21 protein-coding genes and 1 tRNA gene are annotated in these 23,865 nt (G+C 71.7%); 11 read left to right on the top strand and 11 right to left on the bottom strand.

Annotated elements, in window-relative coordinates:
• Both PV341_RS28385 and PV341_RS28380 read left to right on the top strand, forming a co-directional pair.
• Nucleotides 1-1,438, top strand: a 1,438-nt coding sequence (locus PV341_RS28385; RefSeq protein ID WP_500359312.1) for an outer membrane protein assembly factor BamB family protein, incomplete at its 5' end; no start/stop codon positions are given.
• A 277-nt stretch (nucleotides 1,439-1,715) separates the two neighbouring features.
• On the top strand, nucleotides 1,716-2,447 hold the full coding sequence (locus PV341_RS28380; RefSeq protein ID WP_500329014.1) for a helix-turn-helix transcriptional regulator: 732 nt from the start codon (nucleotides 1,716-1,718) through the stop codon (nucleotides 2,445-2,447).
• On the opposite strand, the gene PV341_RS28375 is transcribed toward PV341_RS28380, so the two are convergent.
• Both PV341_RS28375 and PV341_RS28370 read right to left on the bottom strand, forming a co-directional pair.
• The gene (locus tag PV341_RS28375; RefSeq protein ID WP_500328993.1) at nucleotides 2,371-2,703 is read right to left on the bottom strand and encodes a hypothetical protein; all 333 of its coding nucleotides are present in this window, start codon (nucleotides 2,701-2,703) and stop codon (nucleotides 2,371-2,373) included. The two genes, PV341_RS28380 and PV341_RS28375, sit on opposite strands and share 77 nt — an antisense overlap.
• Before the next feature lie 11 nt (nucleotides 2,704-2,714).
• The gene (locus PV341_RS28370; protein WP_500359311.1) at nucleotides 2,715-4,385 is read right to left on the bottom strand and encodes a sodium:solute symporter family protein; all 1,671 of its coding nucleotides are present in this window, start codon (nucleotides 4,383-4,385) and stop codon (nucleotides 2,715-2,717) included.
• Nucleotides 4,386-4,488: 103 nt separating this feature from the next.
• On the opposite strand from PV341_RS28370, the gene galT reads away from it, so the two are divergent.
• The 4 genes from galT (at nucleotide 4,489) to PV341_RS28350 (ending at nucleotide 9,029) form a co-directional block, all read left to right on the top strand.
• Nucleotides 4,489-5,538, top strand: coding sequence for a galactose-1-phosphate uridylyltransferase (gene galT, locus PV341_RS28365; RefSeq protein WP_500359309.1), 1,050 nt, complete (start codon nucleotides 4,489-4,491; stop codon nucleotides 5,536-5,538).
• Between the two features lie 99 nt (nucleotides 5,539-5,637).
• Nucleotides 5,638-6,627, top strand: coding sequence for a UDP-glucose 4-epimerase GalE (gene galE, locus PV341_RS28360; RefSeq protein ID WP_500328996.1), 990 nt, complete (start codon nucleotides 5,638-5,640; stop codon nucleotides 6,625-6,627).
• A complete protein-coding gene (gene galK / locus PV341_RS28355; protein WP_500328997.1) occupies nucleotides 6,624-7,769 on the top strand; it encodes a galactokinase in 1,146 nt (381 codons plus the stop codon). Before galE ends, galK begins: the two co-directional genes overlap by 4 nt.
• 462 nt (nucleotides 7,770-8,231) lie before the next feature.
• A complete protein-coding gene (locus PV341_RS28350; protein ID WP_500359307.1) occupies nucleotides 8,232-9,029 on the top strand; it encodes a LuxR C-terminal-related transcriptional regulator in 798 nt (265 codons plus the stop codon).
• Between the two features lie 75 nt (nucleotides 9,030-9,104).
• Here the strand turns inward: PV341_RS28350 and PV341_RS28345 are convergent, their stop codons facing one another.
• The gene (locus PV341_RS28345; protein WP_500359306.1) at nucleotides 9,105-10,625 is read right to left on the bottom strand and encodes an SH3 domain-containing protein; all 1,521 of its coding nucleotides are present in this window, start codon (nucleotides 10,623-10,625) and stop codon (nucleotides 9,105-9,107) included.
• 242 nt (nucleotides 10,626-10,867) lie between these two features.
• Nucleotides 10,868-11,365 (bottom strand): MarR family winged helix-turn-helix transcriptional regulator, encoded by a 498-nt coding sequence (locus tag PV341_RS28340; RefSeq protein ID WP_326575414.1) that lies wholly within the window; start codon nucleotides 11,363-11,365, stop codon nucleotides 10,868-10,870.
• Nucleotides 11,366-11,486: 121 nt separating this feature from the next.
• On the opposite strand from PV341_RS28340, the gene PV341_RS28335 reads away from it, so the two are divergent.
• Together PV341_RS28335 and PV341_RS28330 are read left to right on the top strand one after the other, a co-directional pair.
• Entirely contained in the window at nucleotides 11,487-12,308 is an 822-nt protein-coding gene (locus tag PV341_RS28335) for a trans-aconitate 2-methyltransferase (protein WP_499512264.1), read from the top strand.
• Nucleotides 12,309-12,313: 5 nt separating this feature from the next.
• Nucleotides 12,314-12,682: a VOC family protein gene (locus PV341_RS28330; RefSeq protein ID WP_500329000.1), complete on the top strand. Its 369-nt coding sequence runs from the start codon at nucleotides 12,314-12,316 to the stop codon at nucleotides 12,680-12,682.
• Nucleotides 12,683-12,748: 66 nt separating this feature from the next.
• Here PV341_RS28330 and PV341_RS28325 read toward each other — a convergent pair whose 3' ends face one another.
• The 6 genes from PV341_RS28325 to PV341_RS28300 form a co-directional block, all read right to left on the bottom strand.
• The gene (locus PV341_RS28325) at nucleotides 12,749-13,243 is read right to left on the bottom strand and encodes a hypothetical protein (RefSeq protein WP_499512262.1); all 495 of its coding nucleotides are present in this window, start codon (nucleotides 13,241-13,243) and stop codon (nucleotides 12,749-12,751) included.
• 48 nt (nucleotides 13,244-13,291) lie between these two features.
• The gene (gene pth / locus PV341_RS28320) at nucleotides 13,292-13,879 is read right to left on the bottom strand and encodes an aminoacyl-tRNA hydrolase (protein ID WP_500329001.1); all 588 of its coding nucleotides are present in this window, start codon (nucleotides 13,877-13,879) and stop codon (nucleotides 13,292-13,294) included.
• A gap of 84 nt (nucleotides 13,880-13,963) precedes the next feature.
• Nucleotides 13,964-14,572, bottom strand: a complete 609-nt coding sequence (locus PV341_RS28315) for a 50S ribosomal protein L25/general stress protein Ctc (RefSeq protein ID WP_499512260.1) — start codon at nucleotides 14,570-14,572, stop codon at nucleotides 13,964-13,966.
• Nucleotides 14,573-14,759: 187 nt separating this feature from the next.
• Complete coding sequence (locus PV341_RS28310) at nucleotides 14,760-15,737, bottom strand: ribose-phosphate diphosphokinase (protein ID WP_329187428.1); 978 nt, start codon at nucleotides 15,735-15,737, stop codon at nucleotides 14,760-14,762.
• 139 nt (nucleotides 15,738-15,876) lie between these two features.
• Entirely contained in the window at nucleotides 15,877-17,316 is a 1,440-nt protein-coding gene (gene glmU / locus PV341_RS28305) for a bifunctional UDP-N-acetylglucosamine diphosphorylase/glucosamine-1-phosphate N-acetyltransferase GlmU (RefSeq protein WP_500359305.1), read from the bottom strand.
• 107 nt (nucleotides 17,317-17,423) lie between these two features.
• Nucleotides 17,424-17,494: transfer RNA gene (locus PV341_RS28300), tRNA-Gln, on the bottom strand.
• A 245-nt stretch (nucleotides 17,495-17,739) separates the two neighbouring features.
• Here PV341_RS28300 and PV341_RS28295 point away from each other — a divergent pair.
• Nucleotides 17,740-18,729 (top strand): acyl-CoA desaturase, encoded by a 990-nt coding sequence (locus PV341_RS28295; RefSeq protein WP_500329003.1) that lies wholly within the window; start codon nucleotides 17,740-17,742, stop codon nucleotides 18,727-18,729.
• A gap of 76 nt (nucleotides 18,730-18,805) precedes the next feature.
• A complete protein-coding gene (locus PV341_RS28290; protein WP_018559808.1) occupies nucleotides 18,806-19,408 on the top strand; it encodes a TetR/AcrR family transcriptional regulator in 603 nt (200 codons plus the stop codon).
• Between the two features lie 88 nt (nucleotides 19,409-19,496).
• On the opposite strand, the gene ppc is transcribed toward PV341_RS28290, so the two are convergent.
• On the bottom strand, nucleotides 19,497-22,226 hold the full coding sequence (ppc, locus tag PV341_RS28285; RefSeq protein WP_500329004.1) for a phosphoenolpyruvate carboxylase: 2,730 nt from the start codon (nucleotides 22,224-22,226) through the stop codon (nucleotides 19,497-19,499).
• Nucleotides 22,227-22,365: 139 nt separating this feature from the next.
• On the opposite strand from ppc, the gene PV341_RS28280 reads away from it, so the two are divergent.
• On the top strand, nucleotides 22,366-23,715 hold the full coding sequence (locus PV341_RS28280; protein ID WP_500329005.1) for a sensor histidine kinase: 1,350 nt from the start codon (nucleotides 22,366-22,368) through the stop codon (nucleotides 23,713-23,715).
• Nucleotides 23,716-23,865: the final 150 nt, after the last annotated feature.

Below are 23,865 nucleotides of genomic sequence, written 5' to 3'. Positions count from 1 at the left end.
GGCGAACGGGTTGGGCCCGTACGGCCCCAACCCGTACGCCCAGGCGCCGACCCAGCCTCTCCCCGGGTACGGCTACCAGCCGTACCCGCAGTACCCGCAGCCGCCGAAGCGCGGCAACGGCAAGGTGGCCGGGATCGTGGCGGCGGCGATCGCGGCGGTGCTGGTCGTCGGCGCGGGGGTCTTCCTGGTCGCGAACGGTGGCGACGACGAGCCCTCGGACACCCCGTCGAAGGGCGGCAGCACCCGGCCGGCCGGCGACGGCCCGCTCAAGGCCCGCGCGTTGTGGGACAAGAGAGCGGTGCGGCCGTCAAAGGCCGAGATCACCGCCCCGGTGGCGGAGGCCTGGTTCACCGGCGACGCGGTCGTCAAGACGATGCCGGACGCGCTGCGTTCCTTCGACATCGACAGCGGCAAGGAGAACTGGTCGATACCGCTGGAGGGGGAGTCCTGCCCGGGCCCGGAGTCGGCGGCCGGTGACCGCCTGGTGCTGCAGTACGGCACGGACTGCGACAGCGTGATCGCCGTCGACATCGCCCACGGCAAGAAGCTGTGGGCGAAGAAGCTGCCCGACCCGGACGGCCGGACCTCGCACAGCTACTCGCAGATCGCGCTCACGGGCGACACGGCGGCCGTCTCCTGGATCGGCGGTTCGGTCGCGTACAAGATCAGCACCGGGGCCGTGCTGTGGACGCCCAAGGCCGGTTCGGAGTGCACCGACAAGGGCTACCACGGCGGCGCCGCGCTGGTCGCGGTCGTCGAGTGCGGCGGCTTCGGCGGTGACGAGTACGTGCAGGGCCTGGGCGAGGGCGGCGCCAAGAAGTGGTCCTGGCAGGTGCCGAGCGGCAGTGAGGTGTACAGCGTCATCTCCACGGACCCGGTGGTCGTGGGGCTGTCGGCGGGCAGCTTGTCGATGACCGACATCGTGTACCTGGACGGCGGCAAGATGAAGAGCCGCATCTCGCTGGGCGCGGGCGGCGCGGACGCCACGTACCGGATCCACTGCGAGGACAACCGGTGCACCAACGTCGCCGTCGACGGCACAACCATCTACCTGCCCACCAAGACCCACTCGGGCAGCGGCACCTCCTATTCCCAGACGAACGAGATCGCCGCGCTCGACCTCACCACCGGCAAGCCGAAGTGGCTCGCCAAGCCCGACCAGGAGCGCGAGCTCAAGATCGTCGGCATCAGCGGCGGCAAGGTCGTCGCGTACCAGAAGAACACCTACGACAAGCCGGGCCGCCTGCTGCGGCTCGATCCCGCGACCCGCGGGTTCACCGTCTTCATGGAACTGCCGGAGAGCGGCAAGGACCTGGAGAACGATTTCCTGGACAGCGGTTCGGGCTGGTGGCTGTACCAGGACCACTTCTTCCTGACCTCCGACCACATCTCCGCCTCCGCCAACCTGACGGACCGGTCCATCGCCGCCTTCGGCTGACCGGGCCGGGGGGAGGGGGACGGAACGCGGGCCCGCGAACAAGCACACCCGGTCGCAAGTCGGCCATGTTTGGAGATAATGCGGATTTAGGGAGGCTTCTGCCGAGTAGGGGGCGCAAAGCGTCGAACAAGCGTGTACCTTCCCGGGCATGGCCCGGGGCCGCAGCGGGGGCACAGGCGGTATGCCGGACGGGCTTCGCCGCGGCATGTGAAGGGGGACCGGCTTGGACTCGGTGGGCAGGCCCGCACCAGTCCATGGGGGGATGAGGGGGACGCCCATGGGCGTACGGCTCGTCGTCGTCGACGACCATCGTCTGCTGGCCGAGGCGCTCGCCTCGGCGCTGAAGCTGCGCGGGCACCGGGTGCTCGCGGCGGCCGCGCCCGCGTCGGGCGCGGCGGATCTCGTACTGAGCCGGTCGCCCGAGGTGTGCCTGATCGGGACGGCGGCGCCGGCCGAGCCGGGCGCCTTCGACGCGGTCGTCCGCATCAAGCGGGAGCGGCCGGGGGTCGCGGTGCTGGTCCTGGGGCCGGTGCCCAACCCGCGCGGCATAGCCGCCGCGTTCGCCGCCGGCGCCTCCGGCTACGTACGGCACGACGAGCGGATCGAGGGCGTCGAGCGGGCGATGGCCAAGGCGCGTGCCGGCGAGGTGGCGGTCGCGCCCGCGCTGCTGCAGGGCGCGTTCGCCGAGCTGCTCAACCCGGTGGCCGAGCCGGACGACGAGGGCACCAGGCTGCTGCAGATGCTCACCCCGCGCGAGGTCGAGGTGCTGCTGCGGGTCGCGGAGGGCGAGGACACCCGGCTGATCGCGGCGGGCATGCGGATCGCGCCGAGCACCGCCCGTACGCACGTCCAGCGGGTGCTGATGAAGCTGGGGGTGGGCTCCCGGCTGGAGGCCGCCGCCCTGGCGGCCCGCACGGGGCTGCTGGACCGGGTCAGTCACCATCTCCCGGGCGGTGCGATCCCGCCTCAGGCGTCTCCTGCGCAGCGGGCGGGGGAGGAGGGGGACTGAGCTTCATCCACAGGAGGAAGAGCAGTCCCAGCACCAGCATGCCGATCCCGGTCCAGAGGTTGATGTTGATGCCCTGGGCCTTGGCGATGTCCGCGTCGGACGCGGTGATCCCGGCGATGGTCACGATCACCCCGTAGACCACGAAGAGGCCGCCGATCACACGGCGCACGTCGAACAGGCGTGCCGCCGAGGCCGACTTCTGCTCCAGGTCCTCGATGCGGTGCTGGAAATCCGGCTCGTTGCCGTACTCGCTCACGACGCGTCACCTCACAGGGAGAAGGGGATGTAGCACAGCGCGGCCAGGAGGACGGCGCCCCAGCCCAGCAGAGCGGGCCTGCGGTACCAGGCGTCGTCGCCCTGGGCGGGCGGCTCGGCCATGCCGGGGGAGGTGGTCCCGTAGACGAGTCCGGCCAGTGATTCGACGGGCTTGGGCTGGGTGAACCACGAGACGAGGACCATCACGACACCGCCGACGACGAAGGCGGCGATGGCGGAGACGAAGTTGGCGCCCTGGTCGCTGGGGATCGAGATCAGGCCGCCCTTGTAGAACCAGAAGTAGTTGATCATCGCGGCGACCGTGCCGCTCAGCAGCCCCCAGAAGCCGGCCGCGGCGGTGGAGCGCTTCCAGAACATGCCGAGGATGAAGACGCAGAACAGCGGCACGTTGAAGAACGAGAACAGCGTCTGCAGGTAGTTCATGATGTTGCTGAAGGACGAGGCGATGAAGGCCGTGCCCATGCCGATCAGCACGCCGATCGCGGTCACCACGCGGCCGGTGGTGACGTAGTACCGGTCGGGCCGGTCGCGCCGTACGTAGGCGCCCCAGATGTCGTACGTGAAGACGGTGTTGAAGGACGAGACGTTGGCCGCCATGCCGGCCATGAAGGCGGCGAGCAGCCCGGTGATCGCGATGCCGAGGACGCCGTTGGGCAGCAGGTCGCGCATGAGCACCGGGATCGCGTCGTTGTACTGGAGCCCGCTGCCCGGCTTGCCGATGTCCGGCTCCATGACGAGGGCGATCAGTCCCGGCAGGACCACGATCAGCGGGATGAAGATCTTGGGGTACGCAGCGATGAGCGGGGTGCGCTGGGCGGCCGAGAGGTTCTTCGCGGACAGGGCGCGCTGCACCTCGGCGAAGTTGGTCGTCCAGTAGCCGAAGCTGAGGACGAAACCGAGGCCCAGCACGATGGTCAGCCAGTTCGCCCCCAGCGGGTTCGACGAGCCGATGCCGGTGCCGTCCCAGGCGGTGAGGAACGCGGCGCCGTGCGAGTCGGTGAGCGAGTCCGTCAGCCCGGGCCAGCCGCCGACCCGCTTCAGGCCGACGACGGTGAGCGGGATCAGCGCCGCGAGGATCACGAAGAACTGCAGCACCTCGTTGTAGATGGCCGAGGACAGGCCGCCGAGGGTGATGTAGAAGAGCACGAAGAAGCCGGAGACGACGATCGCCACCCACTGCGGCCAGCCGATCAGCGCCTCCAGCACGATCGCCATCGCGTAGAGGTTGACGCCCGCGATCAGCAGCGCGGACACCGCGAAGATGATCGAGCTGAGCAGGTGCGAGGCCGGTCCGAAGCGGTGCAGCAGGAACTCCGGCACGGAGCGGACCTTGGAGCCGTAGTAGAACGGCATCATCACCAGGCCGAGGAAGACCATGGCCGGAATGGCGCCGATCCAGTACCAGTGCACCGTGTACGCCCCGTACTGTGCGCCGTTGGCGGCCATCCCCAGGATCTCGGTGGCGCCCAGGTTGGCGGCGATGAACGCCAGACCCGTGACCCAGGCGGGCAGTGACCGGCCGGACAGGAAGAAGTCGAGGCTGGTCCGGACGGCGCGGCGGGCGGCGAAGCCGATGCCGAGGACGACGACGAAGTAGATCGCGAGGATCGAGTAGTCGAGCGCGTTCGTGGGGAGCCGTAGCCCTTCTGCCAGGTTCTGCATGGTGTGATCACTCCCCGCAACGGGGTCTCCGTTGACGTTGCTGTTGCGTTGTGGTTCATTGTGTTTGATTCTGTTTGCTGGCGTGGTGTGAGGAGCCCGCAGGGTGAAGAAGACATCGACCCGGCTCGCCGACGGGCGCGAGCTGATCTACTACGACCTGCGCGACGACGAGCCCCGCGACGCCGTCGACCGCCGCCCGCTGGACCCGGTGACCAGCGCCTCGGAGATCCGCCACGACCCGCTGCTCGGTGACTTCGTCGCCATCGCCTCCCACCGTCAGGCCCGCACCTACCACCCGCCCGCGGACGAGTGCCCGCTGTGCCCTTCCCGGGACGGCCGGTTGAGCGAGATCCCCGAGGACCACTACGACGTGGCCGTCTTCGAGAACCGCTTTCCCTCGCTCAGCGGAAAACATGGCCGCTGCGAGGTCGTCTGCTTCACCGACCGGCACGACAGGTCCTTCGCCGACCTCACCCCCGAGCAGGCGCGGCTGGTCCTCGACGCCTGGACCGACCGCACGGCCGCACTCTCCCGGCTGCCCGGCGTCGAGCAGGTCTACTGCTTCGAGAACCGCGGCGAGGAGATCGGCGTCACCCTCGGCCACCCGCACGGCCAGATCTACGGCTACCCGCACGCCACCCCGCGCACCGAGCTGATGCTGCGTTCGCTGGAGCGGCACCGCGAGGCCACCGGCGGCCGCAACCTCTTCGACGACCTCGTGGCGCGCGAGCGCGAGGACGGCAGCCGTGTCGTCCTGGAGGGCGAGCACTGGACGGCGTTCGTGCCGTACTCCGCGCACTGGCCGTACGAGGTGCACCTCTACCCCCGCCGCAGGGTGCCGGACCTCACGGCCCTGGACGAGGCGGCCCGCGCCGAGTTCCCCGGGCTCTACCTGGAACTGCTGCGCCGCTTCGACCGGCTGTTCGGTCCCGAGGGGGCGCCGCCCACCCCGTACATCTCCGGTTGGCACCAGGCGCCGTTCAGCAGCGCGCAGCGCGAGGAGTTCGCGCTCCACCTGGAGCTGTTCACGATCCGCCGCACCGAGGGGAAGCTCAAGTACCTCGCGGGCTCCGAGTCCGGCATGAGCGTTTTCATCAACGACGTGCCGCCAGAGACCGCCGCGAGCCGCCTGAGGGAGGTCGCCTCCCCGTGAGCGGCGCACCCGTGATCGTCACCCCGCCCCCTACCGGCGAGTGTTCATCCGGCGCCGCTACCGTGGCCCCGAGTCGAACCCGAGAAAGGCTGTGACCCTGTGAGCGACCCGAGCACGAAGAAGGTTCTGGTCACCGGAGGCGCTGGTTACGTCGGCAGCGTCGTGGCGGCCCATCTGCTGGAGGCGGGCCACCGGGTCACCGTCCTGGACGACCTGTCCACCGGCTTCCGGGACGGCGTCCCCGAGGGCGCCGACTTCGTCGAGGGGCGGGTCCAGGACGCGGCGAAGGTGCTCGACGCCACCTACGACGCCGTGCTGCACTTCGCCGCCAGCTCCCAGGTCGGCGAGTCCGTCGTCCACCCCGAGAAGTACTGGCGCAACAACGTGGTGGGCACGCTGGACCTGCTCACGGCAATGCGTGACGCCGGGGTCCGGCGGCTGGTCTTCTCCTCCACCGCCGCCACCTACGGCGAGCCGAAGTCCGTCCCGATCACCGAGGACGACCCGACGCTGCCGACCAGCCCGTACGGCGCGTCCAAGCTCGCCGTCGACCACATGATCACCAGCGAGGCCGTCGCCCACGGCCTGGCGGCGGTCTCCCTGCGCTACTTCAACGTCGCGGGCGCCTACGGGACGTTCGGCGAGCGCCACGACCCCGAGTCGCACCTCATCCCGCTCGTGCTGCAGGTCGCCCAGGGACGCCGGGAGGCGATCTCGGTCTACGGCGACGACTACCCCACCCCCGACGGCACCTGCGTCCGCGACTACATCCACGTCGCCGACCTGGCCGAGGCGCATCTGCTCGCCGTCGACGCGCCCGCCTCCGGCGAGCACCTGATCTGCAACCTCGGCAACGGCAACGGCTTCTCCGTACGCGAGGTCGTCGAGACCGTCCGCCAGGTCACCGGTCACCCCGTCCCCGAGGTCGTCGCCCCGCGCCGCGGCGGCGACCCGGCCGTCCTGGTGGCCTCCGCCGAGCGGGCCAAGGAGCGCCTGGGCTGGCGTCCCTCGCGCACCGACCTCGCCCAGATCGTCCGCGACGCCTGGACCTTCGCCCAGGACCTGCGGGACCGGGAGGACGCCAAGTGAGCGAGGACGGCTTCCGCGCCACGTACGGCACCGGCCCCGAAGGGGTCTGGGCCGCCCCCGGCCGGGTGAACCTGATCGGCGAGCACACCGACTACAACGACGGCTTCGTGATGCCGTTCGCGCTGCCGCACACCACCGTCGCCGCGGTCGCCCGCCGCGCCGACGGCCGGCTGCGGCTGCACAGCGGCTCGCCGGACGTCCCCGCCGGCGTCGTCGAACTGCACGTCGACGAACTCGCACCCGGCGGCGGTGCCGGCTGGGCCGACTACCCCGCGGGCGTCATCTGGGCGCTGCGCGACGCCGGGCACGAGATCACCGGCGCCGATATCCACTTCGAGAGCACCGTCCCCACCGGCGCCGGCCTGTCCTCCTCGGCAGCCCTCGAGGTCGTCACCGCCGTCGCCCTGAACGACCTCTACGGCCTGGGCCTGGAGCGGTGGCGGATCGCCCGGCTCTGCCAGCGCGCGGAGAACGTCTACGTGGGCGCCCCCACCGGGATCATGGACCAGACCGCCTCGGCGTGCTGCACCGAGGGGCACGCCCTGTGGCTCGACACCCGCGACCTGTCGCAGCGCCAGATCCCCTTCGACCTGGCCTCCCAGGGCCTGCGGCTGCTCGTCGTCGACACCCGGGTCACCCACGCCCACAGCGAGGGCGAGTACGGCAAGCGGCGGGCGGGCTGCGAGGAGGCGGCGGCGCTGCTCGGCGTGGACGCGCTGCGGGACATCCCGTACGAGGGGCTCGACGAGGCCCTCGCCCGCGTCGAGGACCCCGAACTGCGGCCGCTGGTACGGCACGTGGTCACCGAGGACCGCCGGGTCGAGCGGGTCGTCGAACTGCTGGAGACGGGCGACGCCCGTGCCATCGGGCCGGTGCTGACCGAGGGCCACGCCTCGCTGCGCGACGACTTCAAGGTCTCCTGCCCGGAGCTCGACCTGGTGGTGTCGGCCGGTGTGGAGGCGGGTGCCCTCGGCGCGCGCATGACCGGCGGCGGCTTCGGCGGTTCGGCGATCGTGCTGGTGGAGGAGTCCGCCGCGGAGAAGACCGCCGAGGCGATTGCCGGTGCCTTCGCCACGGCCGGCCACCGCGAGCCGCGCATCTTCACCGCGGTGCCGTCCGCGGGGGCCCGCCGGCTGGTCTGACCCGTTGCGGAGACAGGGAGCCGGCCCCGGTCCCGGGGCCGGCTCCCTGCCGTGGGAGGCCTGCACGGCAGGAAGTCCGTCACGCCGGGCGGGTGGCCGGGCACCGCGTGGACGACGCCGGGGAGCCCACGGTCCGCGCCCCCACCGGCGCTGCCGCGGCTCGGCACGCCTTCCTCCGTCCACCGCTGTGGAAAACCGCACCGTGGGCCACAGTTCGGCACGTCCCGGGGAACTCCGTCCCGCAAGTTTTTCCATTCGGGCGCCTTTGTCTGCTCCTGCCCCTACGCTTTTTGGCAGCGCCGGTGGGGGCCGGCGGCATCAGGGGGCGAGACACAAGGGTTCGGCACCTGGTTGGGGACGGCTGCTAGCCCGGCGGCGTGCGGCGTCCGCTCCAGGTGCCGGGCCTCCGTGCACATCGACCTCGTCCGTGGGGGGAAGTGCCGAATGCCGGGAGTGGGGCCCGTGGGACGAATCCGCGTTCTCGTCGTCGACGACCACCGCATCTTCGCCGAATCGCTTGCGGCCGCCCTCGCGGCCGAGCCCGATGTCGACGTCTCGGCCGCCGGGAGCGGGGCGGCTGCCCAGCGCTGCCTGGAACGCGCGGCCTCCGACGGCCGCCGCTACGACGTGCTCCTGGTCGACGCCGACCTGGGGACGACGTCCGCCGTGGGGGCCCGGGTGATGGGCGCGCCCAGGGCCGCCCCGCTCGGCGCGGCCGACGGCGGCGCCCAGGCCGGGCTCGACGGCATCGCCCTGGTGGAACGCGTACGGTCCGAACACCCCGCCACCCGGACGGTCGTGCTCGCCGAGCGGGACGACGCGCGCCGTGCCGCCCGCGCCCTGCAGGCCGGCGCCTGCGGCTGGGTCGCCAAGGACTGCTCGCTGTCCCGGCTGCTGGCCGTGATGCGCGGCGTCCTGCGGGACGAGACGCATCTGCCGCCCGCCCTGCTCACCGGCGTGCTGCGGGAGTTGACCGCCGCGCGCCGGCACCGGACGGAGAGCGAGCGGCTGGTGGAGTCGCTCACCCCGCGCGAGCAGGAGGTGCTGCGCTGCATGGTGGCCGGCCTGGGCCGCAAGGCGGTCGCCGAGCGGCTGTACCTGTCGCCGCACACCGTCCGCACCCACATGCAGAACGTGCTGGGCAAGCTGGGTGTGCATTCGACGCTGGCCGCCGTGGCGCTGGCCCGGCGGGCCGGGGTGCCACCGGCCGACGGAGAGGGCGGCCGGGTGGGTTCCGCGGGCCCGGTGCAGCACGTCTGACGGCATGGAGCGCGGCGGATCGCCCTCCCCGTGACCGGGGAGAGCGACCCGCCGGGTCACCGCGGATACCCGCGGTCATTCACCGCCGACGCCGGTGGCCGGCGCCGGGCGGTCACCGCTGACGCCGGTGGTCGGCGCCGAGCGGCTGGTGTCACGGTCGTTGGCACGGTCGCGGTGACCGTTCTCCTGACCGCGGTCATTGAGGCCGTCGAACGGGTCGCGGCCGTTGTTGTCGCCGCGGTGGTTGTCACCCGCGTCGTCGAAGGGGTCGCGGTTGTTGTCGCCGCGGTTGTCGCCCCGGCCGTTGCCGCCGCGACCGTTGTCCCCGCCGTTGCCGCCGTTGCCGCCGCGACCGTTGTCGCCGCGGTTGCCGCCCCGGCCGTTGTCGCCGCGGTTGCCGCCCCGGCCGTTGTCACGGCAGTTGAAGCCACCGTTGAAGCCGGGACCGCCGACGAAGCCGGGACCGGCGATACCGCCGACGCCACCGACGCCACCGATGCCGCCGATGCCGCCGACTCCGCCGACGAAGCCCGGACCGCCGACTCCGCCGATGCCACCGACGCCGCCGACCCCGCCGACGCCACCGGGACCGCCGACGAAGCCCGGACCGCCGACTCCGCCGACGCCACCGACGAAGCCCGGACCGCCGACTCCGCCGACTCCGCCGACGCCACCGACGCCGCCGACCCCGCCGACGCCACCGGGACCGCCGACGAAGCCGGGACCGGCGACACCGCCGACTCCGCCGACTCCGCCGACGCCACCGACACCACCGACACCGCCGACGCCACCGACAAAGCCGGGACCACCGCGACCGCCGGGGCCGTCGCTGCGCTTGGCGAGGGCGACGCTGTCCAGGGGTTCCTCGGCGCGGGTGTCCTCGCGGAACGGGTCGTCCACGCCGTTGAAGCGCTCGTCGCCGCGGCCGTGCTCGCGGCCGCCGTGCCCGTTGTTGCGGCAGATGCCGATGCCGCCGATACCACCGACGAAGCCGGGGACACCGATGCCACCGACTCCGCCGACTCCGCCGACCCCACCGACGCCGCCGACCCCACCGACGCCGCCGACTCCGCCGACTCCGCCGACTCCGCCGACGCCGCCGACGCCACCTACCCCACCGGTGCCGCTGCACCAGCCGGGCACGGGACCGACGTTGGCGACGAAGCGGGCCGAGGACCAGGCCCAGAGGTTGCCGCTGAGCTGGTACCAGCGGGGGTTGCCGCCGATGGGGCTGCCCACGGACTTGCAGACGATGGCCACCAGGGCGTTGAAGGGGATGACGCCGACGCTGCCGAATTGGACGCCCGGTCCGCTGCGGACCCGCAGACCCGTACGGGCGACGACGCGGCCCTGGAACAGGGCTGCGTTGGGGGAGCGTGCGGACTTCACCGCCACTTCACGGGACAGGTCCCGGAGACGCTCCGAGGGGGAAACGAGTTCACTTTGGCCGTCCGGTCCAGGAGCGGCAGGCACCCCGGCGGCAGGCCGGCCGTCGGTGGCGAAGGCGGTGCCCATGGTGCCGATGGCGAGGGTGCCGGCCAAGGCGCCGGTCACCGCGGTTGCGGCTATCTTGCTTGCGCGGGTGTGCAGAGTCATCTGCATCTCCAAGGTGGAGCGGGACCCGGCGGGGTCCAGGGAAATGGAAGCCGGACGCGCCCCGACCGCCTTCCACTTGACGTTGTCGGAATGTGGTGCGCCGGCAGCCGCAAAAGTGGCCATTTGAGCCTTTATGCGGCGTTCACGGTCATCACGCTAAGTGCGCCACTTTGTGTGCGCAACCGGTGGCGGAGCGTGGCCGTTTGTGATCATTCCCTGGCGGTTACGCCGGGTAATCGCCGTCAACCGGGGACGTTGTCGAAGGGTGCGGTCAACTGTCGGAGCAGGTTCGCGAGTTCCCCCCGCTGGCGGCCGGAGAGCTCGCCGAGGATGGCCCGCTCCTGGGCCAGCAGGCCCGCCAGGGCCTGGTCCGCCCGGTCCCGGCCCTCCGGGGTGAGCCGTACGAGGACGCCGCGCCGGTCCGAGGGGTCGGGCAGCCGCTCCACGAGCCCCTTCTTGGTGAGCCGGTCGATCCGGTTGGTCATCGTCCCCGAGGTGACCAGCGTCTGGGTCAGCAGCTGTCCGGGGGAGAGCTGGTAGGGCGCGCCCGCGCGGCGCAGGGAGGTCAGCACGTCGAACTCCCAGGGCTCCAGACCGTGCTCGGAGAACGCCAGCCGACGGGCCCGGTCCAGATGCCTCGCCAGCCTGCTGACCCGGCTGAGCACCTCGAGTGGTTCGACGTCGAGGTCAGGGCGCTCCCTGCGCCACGCAGCGACCAGCCGATCGACCTCGTCCTCCATGGAGATCAGTGTAAGGGTTGTGTCGACATGAAGTCTCTTGACATCAAGAGATTAGCTCTGGAACCTTGTGGGCAAGGTCGGCGGCAGGAAGAGATCCATCTCTCGCCAGGGAGTTCGCAACATGCCCGCAGCAGCCTGGGATCCCCAGCAGTACCTCCACCACTCCACCCACCGCACCCGCCCCTTCCACGACCTGCTGGCCCGGATACCGGAGCTGCCCGGCGCGAGCCCGCGGATCGCGGACGTCGGCTGCGGTCCCGGCAACGTGACCGCCCTGCTCGCGCAGCGCTGGCCCGATGCCCGGATCACCGGCCTCGACAGCTCCGCCGAGATGCTGGAGGCCGCCCGGGCCTACGAAGGCCCCACCGCCGGGGGCGGCAGCCTCACCTTCCGCCCCGCCGACGCCGGACACTGGGTCCCCGACGGCACCTACGACCTGATCGTCTCCAACGCCGCCCTCCAGTGGGTCGAGGGCCACGCCGAGCGCTTCCCCCTCTGGGTCGAGCACCTCGCTCCCGGCGGCGTCCTCGCCTTCCAGGTCCCCGGCAACTTCACCTCGCCCAGTCACGCGCTGCTCGGCGACCTCTGCGACTCCCCGGCCTGGCGCGACCGCCTCGGCGAGGGCCACGGCCGCCGCTACGTCCACATCCTCCAGCCCCCCGGCTACCTGGAGCGCCTCATCGAGATCCCCGACGTCGAGGTGGACGTCGACGTCTGGGAGACCACGTACGTACAGCTCCTGCAGGGCGAGGACGCGGTGCTCGAATGGACGAAGGGAACGGCGCTGCGCCCGGTGCTGACCGCCCTCGAGGACGACCCGGAGGCCACCGGGGAGTTCCTCGGCCAGTACCGCGACCTGCTGCGCAAGGCCTACCCGGCGGGGCCGCACGGCACCGTCTTCCCCTTCCGGCGGATCTTCGCCGTCGCACGGAAAGCGGGGTGATCCCGATGATCACCGCCCTCGACCACGTCCAGCTCGCCGCCCCGCCCGGCTCCGAGGAGATCCTGCGCGCCTTCTACGCGGGGGTCCTGGGGATGAGCGAGGTCCCCAAGCCGCCGGTGCTCGCCGCCCGGGGCGGCTGCTGGTTCGCCGCGGGCCCGGTCCAGTTGCACATCGGCGTGGAGGAGGACTTCCGCCCCGCCCGGAAGGCCCATCCGGGCTTACGCGTGAGCGGCATCGGGGCCTACGCGGACCGGCTGGAGTCCCGCGGCGCCGCGGTCGTCTGGGACGGTGACCTGCCGGGCCATCGCCGTTTCTACACCGACGACCCGTTCGGCAACCGTCTGGAGTTCCTGGAGCCCGTCGACGCCGTGTGACGCCCCGGCGGCGCCGGTCACCCCGCGGGGGCCCGGCGCCGCCGGGCGGCACAACCGGTACAGCCGTCACAGCGTGAGGAAGGCCGCCCCCAGGAGTGCGGCGCCGGCCAGGGCGGCGGTCCAGGCGGTGCGGGGCCAGCGCAGCCCCCCGGCCAGGACCAGGGAGGCGAGGAGCAGGGCGCCGCCCAGCGGGACCCAGGCGTGCAGCACACCGGCGAGCCCGGTGCGCACCACGTCGTCCGTGCCGGGCTTGACCGCGACCGGTATCCGCTCGCCGGTGCGGTGGGTGACCGCCTTGTCGATCGTCACCTTCCCGCGGAGGGAGCCGAGACCCTCCGGCACGAAGGGGCCGGTGCAGGTGTCGGCGCCGCAGGTGGAGACCGTCATCGTGCCCTGCTCGCGGCCCTTGGTGAGCATGACGTGCTGGGCGGTCTTCCACGAGGTCCACACCCCGGCCGCCAGCATGACCAGGACCAGCGCGCTCAGCACCACGATGCGGCCGACCAGCAGCAGCCCCCAGGCGCTCTCGGCGGTGCGGCGGGCGAGACTCCGTTTGACCATGCGGGCGATCCTTGGCCATTGCATGGCACTCGGTCAACCTTTCGATGGTCAACCGTTGTAGGTGCCCTGCGCCCTCTCCAGCCCCTCGCAGACGAGCGACTCGACCGCGTCGGCCGCCCGGTCCACGAACCACTCGAGCTCCTTGCGCTCGGTGGAGGAGAAGTCCTTCAGGACGAAGTCCGCGACCTGCATCCGCCCCGGCGGGCGGCCGATGCCGCAGCGGACCCGCAGGTAGTCGGGGCCGAGGGACTTGGTGATCGACTTCAGGCCGTTGTGGCCGTTGTCGCCGCCGCCCTTCTTCAGGCGCAGGGTGGCGTAGTCGATGTCCAACTCGTCGTGGACCGCGACGAGGTTGCCGAGCGGCACCTTGTAGAAGTCGCGCAGCGCCGTCACCGGGCCTCCGGAGAGGTTCATGTACGTCATCGGCTTGGCCAGCACGACGCGGCGGCCGCCGATGCGCCCCTCGACGACCTGGGACCGGCTCTTGTGGGTCTTGAAGCGCCCGCCGATCCGGTCGGCGAGCAGGTCGGCGACCATGAAGCCGATGTTGTGCCGGTTGCCGGCGTACTCCGGTCCGGGGTTGCCCAGACCGGCCACCAGCCAGGGCCCCTCGGGGGCGCTTTCCGCTGCGCTCATGCTCATGTCGTCCATTCAACAGGACCGCCGCCCCGCTCCTTGCGGAGCGGGGCGGCGGACGGGGAACTGCGGGTGCTGCCGTACTTACTCGGCAGCGGCCTCGGCGCCCTCGCCCTCGGCGCCCTCACCCTCGCCCTCGGCGGGAGCCTCGGCCTGGGCGGCGACGACCTGCAGGACGACGGTGTCCTCGTCGACGGCCAGGGTGGTGCCCTTGGGGAGCGGGATGTCCTTGGCGAGGATGGAGGTACCGGCCTCCAGGCCCTCGACGGAGACGGTGACGCCGTCGGGGATGTGGGTCGCCTCGGCCTCGACCGGCAGCGCGTTGAGCACGTGCTCCAGCAGGTTGCCGCCGGGGGCGAGCTCGCCCTCGGTGTTGACCACGATCTCGACGGTGACCTTCTCGCCGCGCTTGACCGCGAGCAGGTCGACGTGCTCCAGGAAGCCCTTCAGCGGGTCGCGCTGCACGGCCTTGGGGATGACCAGCTCGTTGCCGTCACCCTCGATGTCCAGGCTGATCAGGACGTTCGGGGTGCGCAGGGCGAGCAGCAGGTCGTGGCCGGGCAGGGCGACGTGCTTGGGGTCCTGGCCGTGGCCGTAGATGACACCGGGGACCTGGTGCGAGCGGCGGATGCGGCGGGCGGCGCCCTTGCCGAACTCGGTGCGCAGCTGCGCGGAGATCTTCACCTCGGACATGGGGATCACACTCCTCGTGATGACGACGGGACTTCGGTCGGTCGCCCAGCCCACGACGGGCCGTTCCACTTACGAGGAGCGCGTCGATAACGGAGTCCGCCGCCGAAACGGGAACGGCCTCCCTCGCCGAGCAACTCGCTGAGTCTACCCGGCGGGGAGGCCGCCCCGGAAATCGATCAGACGGTGATCAGTGCGCGTCCTCGAAGAGGCTCGTCACGGAGCCGTCCTCGAAGACCTCGCGGACCGCGTTGGCGATCGTCGGCGCGATGGACAGCACCGTGATCTTGTCCAGGTCCAGTTCACCCGGCGTCGGCAGGGTGTCGGTGAAGACGAACTCGCTCACCTTGGAGTTCTTCAGCCGGTCCGCGGCCGGGCCGGACAGGACACCGTGGGTGGCGGTGACGATGACGTCCTCCGCGCCGTTGGCGAACAGGGCGTCCGCCGCGGCGCAGATGGTGCCGCCGGTGTCGATCATGTCGTCCACCAGGACGCAGATGCGGCCGCGCACGTCACCGACCACCTCGTGCACGGTGACCTGGTTGGCGACGTCCGGGTCGCGCCGCTTGTGGACGATGGCCAGCGGCGCGCCCAGGCGGTCGCACCAGCGGTCGGCCACGCGCACCCGGCCGGCGTCGGGGGAGACGACGGTCAGCTTCGAGCGGTCGACCTTGGCGCCCACGTAGTCCGCCAGTATGGGCAGCGCGAACAGGTGGTCGACCGGGCCGTCGAAGAAGCCCTGGATCTGGTCGGTGTGCAGGTCGACCGTGAGGATCCGGTCGGCGCCCGCGGTCTTCATCAGGTCGGCCACGAGGCGGGCCGAGATCGGCTCGCGGCCGCGGTGCTTCTTGTCCTGGCGGGCGTAACCGTAGAACGGCACGACCACGGTGATGCGCTTGGCGGAGGCCCGCTTCAGCGCGTCGATCATGATCAGCTGCTCCATGATCCACTTGTTGATGGGAGCGGTGTGGCTCTGGATGACGAAAGCGTCCGAGCCGCGGGCCGACTCCTCGAAGCGGACGTAGATCTCACCGTTCGCGAAGTCGAAGGCCTTCGTCGGCACAAGGTTGACGCCCAGCTCACGTGCCACCTCCTCCGCGAGCTCGGGGTGTGCGCGGCCGGAGAAGAGCATCAGCTTCTTCTCACCGGTCGTCTTGATCCCGGTCACTGCACCGTCTCCTTGGTGTTCAACGCAGCTTCGCCCTCGGTGAGGGAGCTGGCGGAATTGTGTGCACCTCACACGGTACGCGCTGCGTGGCGCGACCGCGCACGTGGGGAAGGCCACCCCGCACGCGCTCCCCCGCCGGTCAGGCCTCCGGCGCGGCCTGCTGGGCCTGTTCGGCGGCGTGGGCCGCCGCGCTGCCGGGCCGCTTCCTGGCCACCCAGCCCTCGATGTTGCGCTGCTGGCCGCGCGCGACGGCGAGCGAACCGGCCGGCACGTCCTTGGTGATCACGGAGCCCGCGGCGGTGTAGGCGCCGTCCCCGACTGTGACGGGGGCCACGAACATGTTGTCGGAGCCGGTGCGGCAGTGGGAGCCGATCGTGGTGTGGTGCTTGGCCTGCCCGTCGTAGTTGACGAAGACGCTGGCGGCGCCGATGTTCGTGTGATCGCCGATCGTCGCGTCGCCGACGTAGGACAGGTGCGGCACCTTGGTGCCCTCGCCGAGGGTGGCGTTCTTCATCTCGACGTAGGTGCCGGCCTTCGCCTTGGGGCCGAGCTTGGCGCCCGGGCGCAGGTAGGCGAACGGGCCGACCGAGGCGGCCTCGCCGATCTCCGCGCTGACGGCCACGGTGTTGCTCACCGTGGCGCCGGGGCCGACCAGGGTGTCGGTCAGCGTGCAGTTGGGGCCGACCACGGCGCCCGAGGCGAGCCGGGTCGCGCCGTACAGCTGGGTGTTCGGCAGCACCAGGGTGTCGGGCTCGAACTCCACGGTGACGTCCAGCCAGGTCGACGCCGGGTCCATGATCGTCGCGCCCTCCAGCATCGCCCGGTGCAGCAGGCGGTCGTTGAGGATGCGGCGGGCCTCGGCGAGCTGCACGCGGTTGTTGATGCCGGCGATCTCGCGGTGGTCCCCGGCGACCGAGGCGCCGACGCGGTGGCCGGCCTCGCGCAGGATGCCGAGGGTGTCGGTGAGGTACTCCTCGCCCTGGGCGTTGTCGGTGGTCACCTTGGCCAGCGCGTCGGTCAGCAACTGCGCGTCGAAGGCGAACACCCCGGAGTTGATCTCGGGGATGGCCCGCTGCTCGTCGGTGGCGTCCTTCTGCTCGACGATCGCCAGCACCGAGCCGTCGGCGTCGCGCACGATGCGGCCGTAGCCGGTCGGGTCGGGGACCTCGGCGGTCAGCACGGTGACGGCGTTGCCGTCGGCGGCGTGGGCCTCGACCAGCGCGCGCAGGGTGTCCGGGGTGAGCAGCGGGGTGTCGCCGGCGGTGATGACCACCGTGCCGGTCAGCTCCGGGAGTTCCGCCAGGCCCGCCCGGACCGCGTGGCCGGTGCCGTTCTGCTCGTACTGCACGGCGGTGCGGATCTCGGCGTCGGTCCCGGCCAGGTGGGCGGTCACCTGCTCGCGGGCGTGACCGACCACGACCAGCAGGTGGTCGGGCTCCAGGGCGCGGGCCGCGGCCACGACGTGTCCGACCAGGGAGCGGCCGCTGATCGTGTGCAGGACTTTGGGGGTCGCCGACTTCATACGGGTGCCCTCACCCGCGGCAAGGACGATGACGGCGGCCGGGCGGTGGGCGCTCACGGAACGGACTCCTCGGCGTGGGGTGAAGGTCACCCGAAGGATACCGGGGCGTTTCGGGCGGGGAACGCGGAAGGGTCGCGACGGTTGCCGCGACCCTTCGGTCAGTGCTCCGCTGCCAGGATTCGAACCCGGACTTAAGGGACCAAAACCCTCAGTGCTGCCGTTACACCACAGCGGAAGGAAACCCCGGCCGAACAGGACATCCGGTCAGGGTGCCCGTCTGGCCTCCACCACTATGCCGCACCGGCGGCCTCCAATGCGACGAGAAAGATCGGTACTTCCCCTCGTGAAAGGTGGGTACAAGTGCCAAGAGCCGTATTCCCGCCGACACGCGTGCTCTGTTCGGCCTTCACTTAGCCCTGCCATACTTACGAAGCCGTAAGTTACGGTGGCGTAGCCCCCGACCTTCATTGAGGGACCACCATGACCACACAGACCGACGTGATCACCGAGTCCCCGGAACCCGGGGCCGGCTCCGGGGCCCCGCTTCCCCGCGCCACGCTCGGTGGTGACAAGAAGCAGTCACTCGAGCAGATCACCCTCGGACTCTTCATCGGCATCCCCTTCCTCGCCCTCGTCGCGGCGATCCCGCTCGCGTGGGGATGGGGCCTGAGCTGGCTCGACCTCGGCCTGATGGTGGGGATGTACTACCTCGGCTGTCACGGCATCACCATCGGCTTCCACCGCCACTTCACCCACGGCTCCTTCAAGGCCAACCGCCCGCTGAAGATCGCCCTGGCCATCGCCGGGTCGATGGCCGTCGAGGGACCGATCGTGCGGTGGGTCGCCGACCACCGCAAGCACCACAAGTTCTCCGACGCCGACGGCGACCCGCACAGCCCCTGGCGCTACGGCGAGACCGTCCCCGCGCTGATGAAGGGCCTGTGGTGGGCCCACATGGGCTGGTTGTTCGACGAGGAGCAGACCCCCCAGCACAAGTACGCCCCCGATCTGATCAAGGACCCGGCGATCCGCCGGATCAGCCGTGACTTCTGGCTCTGGACCTCCGTCTCGCTGCTGCTCCCGCCGCTGATCGGCGGCCTGGCGACGATGTCGTGGACCGGCGCCGCCACCGCCTTCTTCTGGGGCTCCCTGGTCCGTGTGGCCCTGCTGCACCACGTCACCTGGTCGATCAACTCGATCTGCCACGCGGTCGGCAAGCGGCCCTTCCGCTCCCGCGACAAGTCCGGCAACGTCTGGTGGCTGGCCGTGCTGTCCTGCGGCGAGTCCTGGCACAACCTCCACCACGCCGACCCCACCTCCGCCCGGCACGGCGTGCTCCGCGGCCAGGTCGACTCCAGCGCCCGCATCATCCGCTGGTTCGAACTGCTCGGGTGGGCCAGTGACGTACGGTGGCCGACCGCTGACCGGATCGCCGCCCGCCGTAAGGAGAGCGTCAGCGAAGCGGCATGATTGACGGGTGAGCGACGGCAGAAGCAGCAGCAGGGGCAGCGAGGGCACGCCGTCGCGGCGTGCCCGACGGGTCCGCATGACGGGCAAGGAGCGCCGCGAGCAACTCCTCGACGTGGGGCGCACGCTCTTCGCCGAACGCGGTTTCGAGGGCACCTCCGTCGAGGAGATCGCGCACAAGGCGGGCGTCTCCAAGCCCGTCGTGTACGAGCACTTCGGCGGCAAGGAGGGCCTCTACGCCGTCGTCGTGGACCGCGAGATGCGGTGCCTGCTGGACATGGTCACCGGTGCCCTCACCGGTGGCCATCCGCGCGAACTGCTGGAACAGGCGGCCTTCGCGCTGCTGGACTACATCGAGCAGTACACCGACGGCTTCCGGATCCTCGTGCGGGACTCGCCCGTCGCCCAGTCCACCGGCACCTTCGCCTCACTGATCAGCGACATCGCCACCCAGGTGGAGGACATCCTGGGCATGGAGTTCAAGCAGCGCGGCTTCGACGCCAAGCTCGCCCCGCTCTACGCGCAGGCGCTGGTCGGGATGGTGGCGCTCACCGGGCAGTGGTGGCTGGACGCCCAGAAGCCCAAGAAGGCGGAGGTCGCCGCGCACCTGGTGAACCTGTCCTGGAACGGCCTGTCCGGGCTCGAGCCCAGGCCGCGGCTGATCGGCCACCGCAAGAACTGACGCCGCGCCCCGCTCTGCACGCACAGGACGAAGGGCGGTGCCCCCCCCGCGGGGGGCACCGCCCTTCGTCGTGTCCTGCGGCAGGTGGTCAGCCGGTGTTGCGCAGGCCGGCCGCCACGCCGTTCACCGTCAGCAGCAGCGCGCGGGCGAGCAGCGGGTCGGGCTCCTCGCCGCGGGCGGCGGCCTCGCGCTGCCGGTGCAGCAGCGCCACCTGGAGGTAGGAGATCGGGTCGAGGTAGGCGTCCCGGATCCGGAAGGTCTGCTGGAGCACCGGCTGCGCGTCCAGCAGCTCCGCCTCACCGGTGATCCGCAGCACCTCGGCGACCGTCAGCTCGTGCTCGGCCTTGATGACGTCGAAGACGTGCTTGAGCCCGTCGGGCACCAGGGTGCCGACGTAGTGCTCGGCGATCCGCAGGTCGGTCTTGGCCAGCGTCATCTCGACGTTGGACAGGAAGTTCCGGAAGAAGTGCCACTGCTCGTACGCCTCGGCGATGTCCGCCTCCCGGCCCGCCTCGCGGGCGGCCCTCAGGCCCGAGCCGACGCCGAACCAGCCCGGCACGATCTGCCGCGACTGCGTCCAGCCGAACACCCACGGGATGGCCCGCAGCCCGTCCAGGCCCGCCCCGCTGTCCGGGCGGCGCGAGGGGCGCGAGCCCAGGTGCAGCTCGGCCAGCTGGTCCACGGGGGTGGAGGCGAAGAAGTACGCGGGCAGGTCCGGGTCCTCCACCAGCCGCCGGTAAGCGGAGTGCGCGGCGTCGGAGACCACGTCCATGGCCGCGTCCCAGCGGGACAGCGCCTCCTCGGACTGGCGGGGCGCGGTGTGCAGCGCCGAGGCCTGCAGCGTGGCCGCGACCGTCAGCTCCAGGTTCTCCCGCGCCAGGGACGGGATCAGGTACTTGTCGGAGATGACCTCGCCCTGCTCGGTCACCTTGATCTCGCCCTCCAGCGTGCCCCACGGCTGCGCCAGGATCGCGTCGTGCGTCGGGCCGCCGCCCCGGCCGACGGTGCCGCCGCGGCCGTGGAAGAGCCGCAGCCGCACCCCGTGGCGGTGCGCCACGTCACGCAGGCTCCGCTGCGCCCGGTGGATCTCCCACTGCGAGGTGGTGATGCCGCCGAACTTCGAGCTGTCGCTGTAGCCGAGCATGACCTCCTGCACGTCGCCGCGGAGCGAGACGAGCTTGCGGTACGAGGGGTCGGAGAGCATCTCGTCGAGCAGCCTGTCGGCGACCTTCAGCTCGTCGGTGGTCTCCAGCAGCGGCACGATGCCGATCTTGGCGATCCCCGCGTGCAGGTCGATCAGCCCGGCCTCGCGGGCCAGCACCGCCGCCGCGAAGACGTCGTCGGAGCCCAGGCACATCGAGATGATGTACGACTCGACCACCTCGGGCCCGAACCGCTCGAAGGACTCCCGCACGGTGTCGAAGACGCCCAGCGTCTTCGCCCCCGCCGCATCCAGCGGCGCCGGGGACGGCGCCAGGGGCCGCCGCGAGCGCAACTCCTTGGCGAGCAGCCTGCGCCGGTAGTCCCGCGGCATGTCCGCGTACCGCCAGGACTCCTCGCCGAGCCGGTCGAAGAGCTGGCCGAGGGCGTGGTGGTGGGCGTCGGCGTGCTCGCGGACGTCCATCGTGGCCAGCTGCAGACCGAAGGCGGCCAGCGTGCGGATGGTGCGGTCCAGACGGCCGTCCGCGATCAGCTCACCGCGGTTGGCGCGCAGCGAGTCCTGCACCAGACGCAGGTCGGCCAGGAGGCCGCCGGTCCCGAGATAGTCGCGGCCGGGCACGTGCGGCGTGCCGCCGGCCAGCCGATCCCGGGTGTTGAGCAGCTTCTGCCGGATGCAGGTGGCCTTGAGGCGGTAGGGCTCCTCCGCGTTCAGCCGCTTGTAGCGGGGGCTGATCTCCGGGAGGCGCTGCAGGTCCTGCTCCAGGTCGGCCAGCAGCTCGGGTGAGGCGCCCGAGTTGCGGATCGAGTTGGACAGCGCCGCGCGCAGGTCGTCGACGAGCTCCAGGGCGTCCGTGATGCCGTGCTCGTGCTGCAGGATCAGCACGTCCCAGGTGACCTGCGGGGTGACGTTGGGGTTGCCGTCCCGGTCGCCGCCGATCCAGGTGCCGAAGGTCAGCGGGCGGGTCTCCGCGGGCAGCGGCACACCGACCCGCTCCAGCTCGACCGCCAGGTCCTCCAGCACGTCGCCGACCGCGCCCGCGTGCAGCTCGTCCAGGTAGTAGATGGCGTTGCGCGCCTCGTCGGCGGGCTCGGGGCGCACGACACGCAGTTCGTCGGTCTGCCAGAGCAGGTCGATGTTCTCCGCCAGACGCAGGTCGCTGCGGCGGCGGTCCCCGCCCCCCTCGACGGACTCGTCCAGCAGCGCGGCGATCACCCGCAGCTTGTTCAGCACGCTGCGGCGGGCCGCCTCGGTCGGGTGGGCGGTGAAGACCGGACGCACGTTGAGGTTGCGCACGGTCTGCCGCAGGTGCTCCGGGTCGGCGTCCTTGAGCAGGTCGGCCGTACGGGCCAGCAGGCCGCCATCGGCCGCCCTGCGGGAACGCAGCTCACGGCCCCGGTGCACCTGCTCGGTGACGTTGGCGAGGTGGAAGTAGGTGGAGAACGCCCGTACCAGCTTGGCCGCGGTCTCCAGATCGGTCTCGCCGAGCAGGGCGGCGGCGGCCTCGCCGTCGCTGCGGGTCAGCGCCCGCACCCTCTCGACGAGATCGAGGAGCTCCGGGCCCTCCTGCCGGACGAGCGTCCCGCCGAGGAGGTCTCCCAGGCGGCGGATGTCCGCGCGGAGGGGGGCGCTGCCGGTGGTGTTGTCGGCGCTGCTCACAGGTGCGGCTCCTCGTGCAGTGGAATGGTCGGCGGCATTGTCCGGACCGCGCTGTCCGACGGCACAAGGATAGGTCGGGGCCGCCCCACGGACCGGGGCTGACCGCCAGGCGGACACCGTCGCGTCTAGGCTGGTCCGTATGAGTACGACGGGGGAGTACGTACCGGACGGGGCCGGCGGACGAAGCCGGGCGGTCGCCGGGCCGTGGTGGTGGCCCAGGCGGCGCAGCATGGTGCTCGACGTGTCCCTGGCCTTCGTCTCGGCCGTGGAATGCCTCCTGGAAGGCGCGGCCTTCGCCGAGAAGTCCGGGGTCTCGCCGGTCGTCACGGGTCTGTTCGGCCTGCTGGTCGGCTCGGTGCTGGTGCTCCGCAGGCGCTGGCCGGTCCTGGTCGTCCTGGTCTCCATCGCCGTCACGCCGGCCCAGATGGGCATCCTGCTGAGCATCGTGGGCCTCTACACCCTGGCCGCCTCCGACGTACCGCGGCGGATCATCGCGGTGCTGTCGGGGATGACCATGCTCGGCATGCTGATCGTCACCTTCCTGGAGATGCACGGTGACCTCGGCGGCGCGGCGTACCACGCGCCGCTGGCCGTGGTCGTCCTCACCTCCGTGCTCGCGGCGGTCGGCGTCACCGCGCCGCCGGTGCTGCTGGGCCTGTACGTCGGCGCCCGGCGCCGGCTCGTGGAGAGCCTGCGGGAACGGGCGGACGGCCTGGAGCGGGAGCTGTCCCTGCTGGCCGAGACGGCCACGAGCTCCGCGGAGCGTGCCCGCATGGAGGAGCGCACCCGCATCGCGCGCGAGATGCACGACGTCGTCGCACACCGGGTGAGCCTCATGGTCGTGCACGCGGCCGCGCTGCAGGCGATCGCCGTCAAGGACCCCGAGAAGGCCTCGGCCAGCGCGCAGCTCCTCGGGGACATGGGGCGGCAGGCGCTCAACGAGCTGCGCGAGATGCTGGGCGTCCTGCGGGCGGAGCCGGTGATGGCGGCGCGGGCGGCGTCGGCGGGTGCGGCGGTCCGTGTCGTGGCCGCTGCGGAAACGATTGCGCCCGCCCCGTCCCCGCCCCCGGCCGCGGCCGGGGACGCCGAGACGGAGGACGAGCAGGGGCCGTGCCTGGCCGAGCTCAGGCGGCTGCTCGACGAGTCGCGGGCCACCGGGATGGACGTCGAGCTCACGGTGGAGGGGGAGGAGCGTCCGCTGGCGGCGCGGGTCGAGGCCACGGTCTACCGCGTCGTGCAGGAGGCGCTCACCAACGTCCACAAGCACGCGCCCGGCGCGTGGGCCCGCATCCGCCTCGCCTACCGCGAGGCGGAGGTCGCGGTCCTGGTGCAGAACGGGCCCTCCGACGGGGCGCCCGCGCTGGTGCTGCCCAGCGGGGGCAACGGGCTGGTCGGCATGAAGGAGCGCGTCACGGCGCTCGGCGGGGGGTTCGCCGCCGGCACGACCCACGAGGGCGGGTTCCGCGTCTCCGCGATGCTTCCCGCGTAGCGGTACGGCCCGGGGTGCCCCTCGCGGCCCGTTGTTGTGTGCGGGTTCGTTGCGCCTGCGGCGGGCGGTCCAGGTCGGACCCCGGATGCCGCACAACACCTACACGTCAGCGTCCAGAACGCCCACCCTCCCCCAGCCTTCGGCCGGGGG

It is taken from the genome of Streptomyces sp. PA03-1a, assembly GCF_033792805.1.
Lineage (GTDB): Bacteria > Actinomycetota > Actinomycetes > Streptomycetales > Streptomycetaceae > Actinacidiphila.
This window is presented reverse-complemented; position numbering and strand designations above follow the sequence as displayed.

What these genes read in the sequence shown, in the direction of transcription:
- PV341_RS28380 (WP_500329014.1), top strand. Translation starts at nt 1,716, where the DNA reads ATGGGCGTACGGCTCGTCGTCGTCGACGACCATCGTCTGCTGGCCGAG.
- PV341_RS28370 (WP_500359311.1), bottom strand. Translation starts at nt 4,385, where the DNA reads ATGCAGAACCTGGCAGAAGGGCTACGGCTCCCCACGAACGCGCTCGAC.
- PV341_RS28345 (WP_500359306.1), bottom strand. Translation starts at nt 10,625, where the DNA reads ATGACTCTGCACACCCGCGCAAGCAAGATAGCCGCAACCGCGGTGACC.
- PV341_RS28340 (WP_326575414.1), bottom strand. Translation starts at nt 11,365, where the DNA reads ATGGAGGACGAGGTCGATCGGCTGGTCGCTGCGTGGCGCAGGGAGCGC.
- PV341_RS28335 (WP_499512264.1), top strand. Translation starts at nt 11,487, where the DNA reads ATGCCCGCAGCAGCCTGGGATCCCCAGCAGTACCTCCACCACTCCACC.
- PV341_RS28330 (WP_500329000.1), top strand. Translation starts at nt 12,314, where the DNA reads ATGATCACCGCCCTCGACCACGTCCAGCTCGCCGCCCCGCCCGGCTCC.
- PV341_RS28325 (WP_499512262.1), bottom strand. Translation starts at nt 13,243, where the DNA reads ATGGTCAAACGGAGTCTCGCCCGCCGCACCGCCGAGAGCGCCTGGGGG.
- pth (WP_500329001.1), bottom strand. Translation starts at nt 13,879, where the DNA reads ATGAGCGCAGCGGAAAGCGCCCCCGAGGGGCCCTGGCTGGTGGCCGGT.
- PV341_RS28315 (WP_499512260.1), bottom strand. Translation starts at nt 14,572, where the DNA reads ATGTCCGAGGTGAAGATCTCCGCGCAGCTGCGCACCGAGTTCGGCAAG.
- PV341_RS28295 (WP_500329003.1), top strand. Translation starts at nt 17,740, where the DNA reads ATGACCACACAGACCGACGTGATCACCGAGTCCCCGGAACCCGGGGCC.
- PV341_RS28290 (WP_018559808.1), top strand. Translation starts at nt 18,806, where the DNA reads ATGACGGGCAAGGAGCGCCGCGAGCAACTCCTCGACGTGGGGCGCACG.
- PV341_RS28280 (WP_500329005.1), top strand. Translation starts at nt 22,366, where the DNA reads ATGAGTACGACGGGGGAGTACGTACCGGACGGGGCCGGCGGACGAAGC.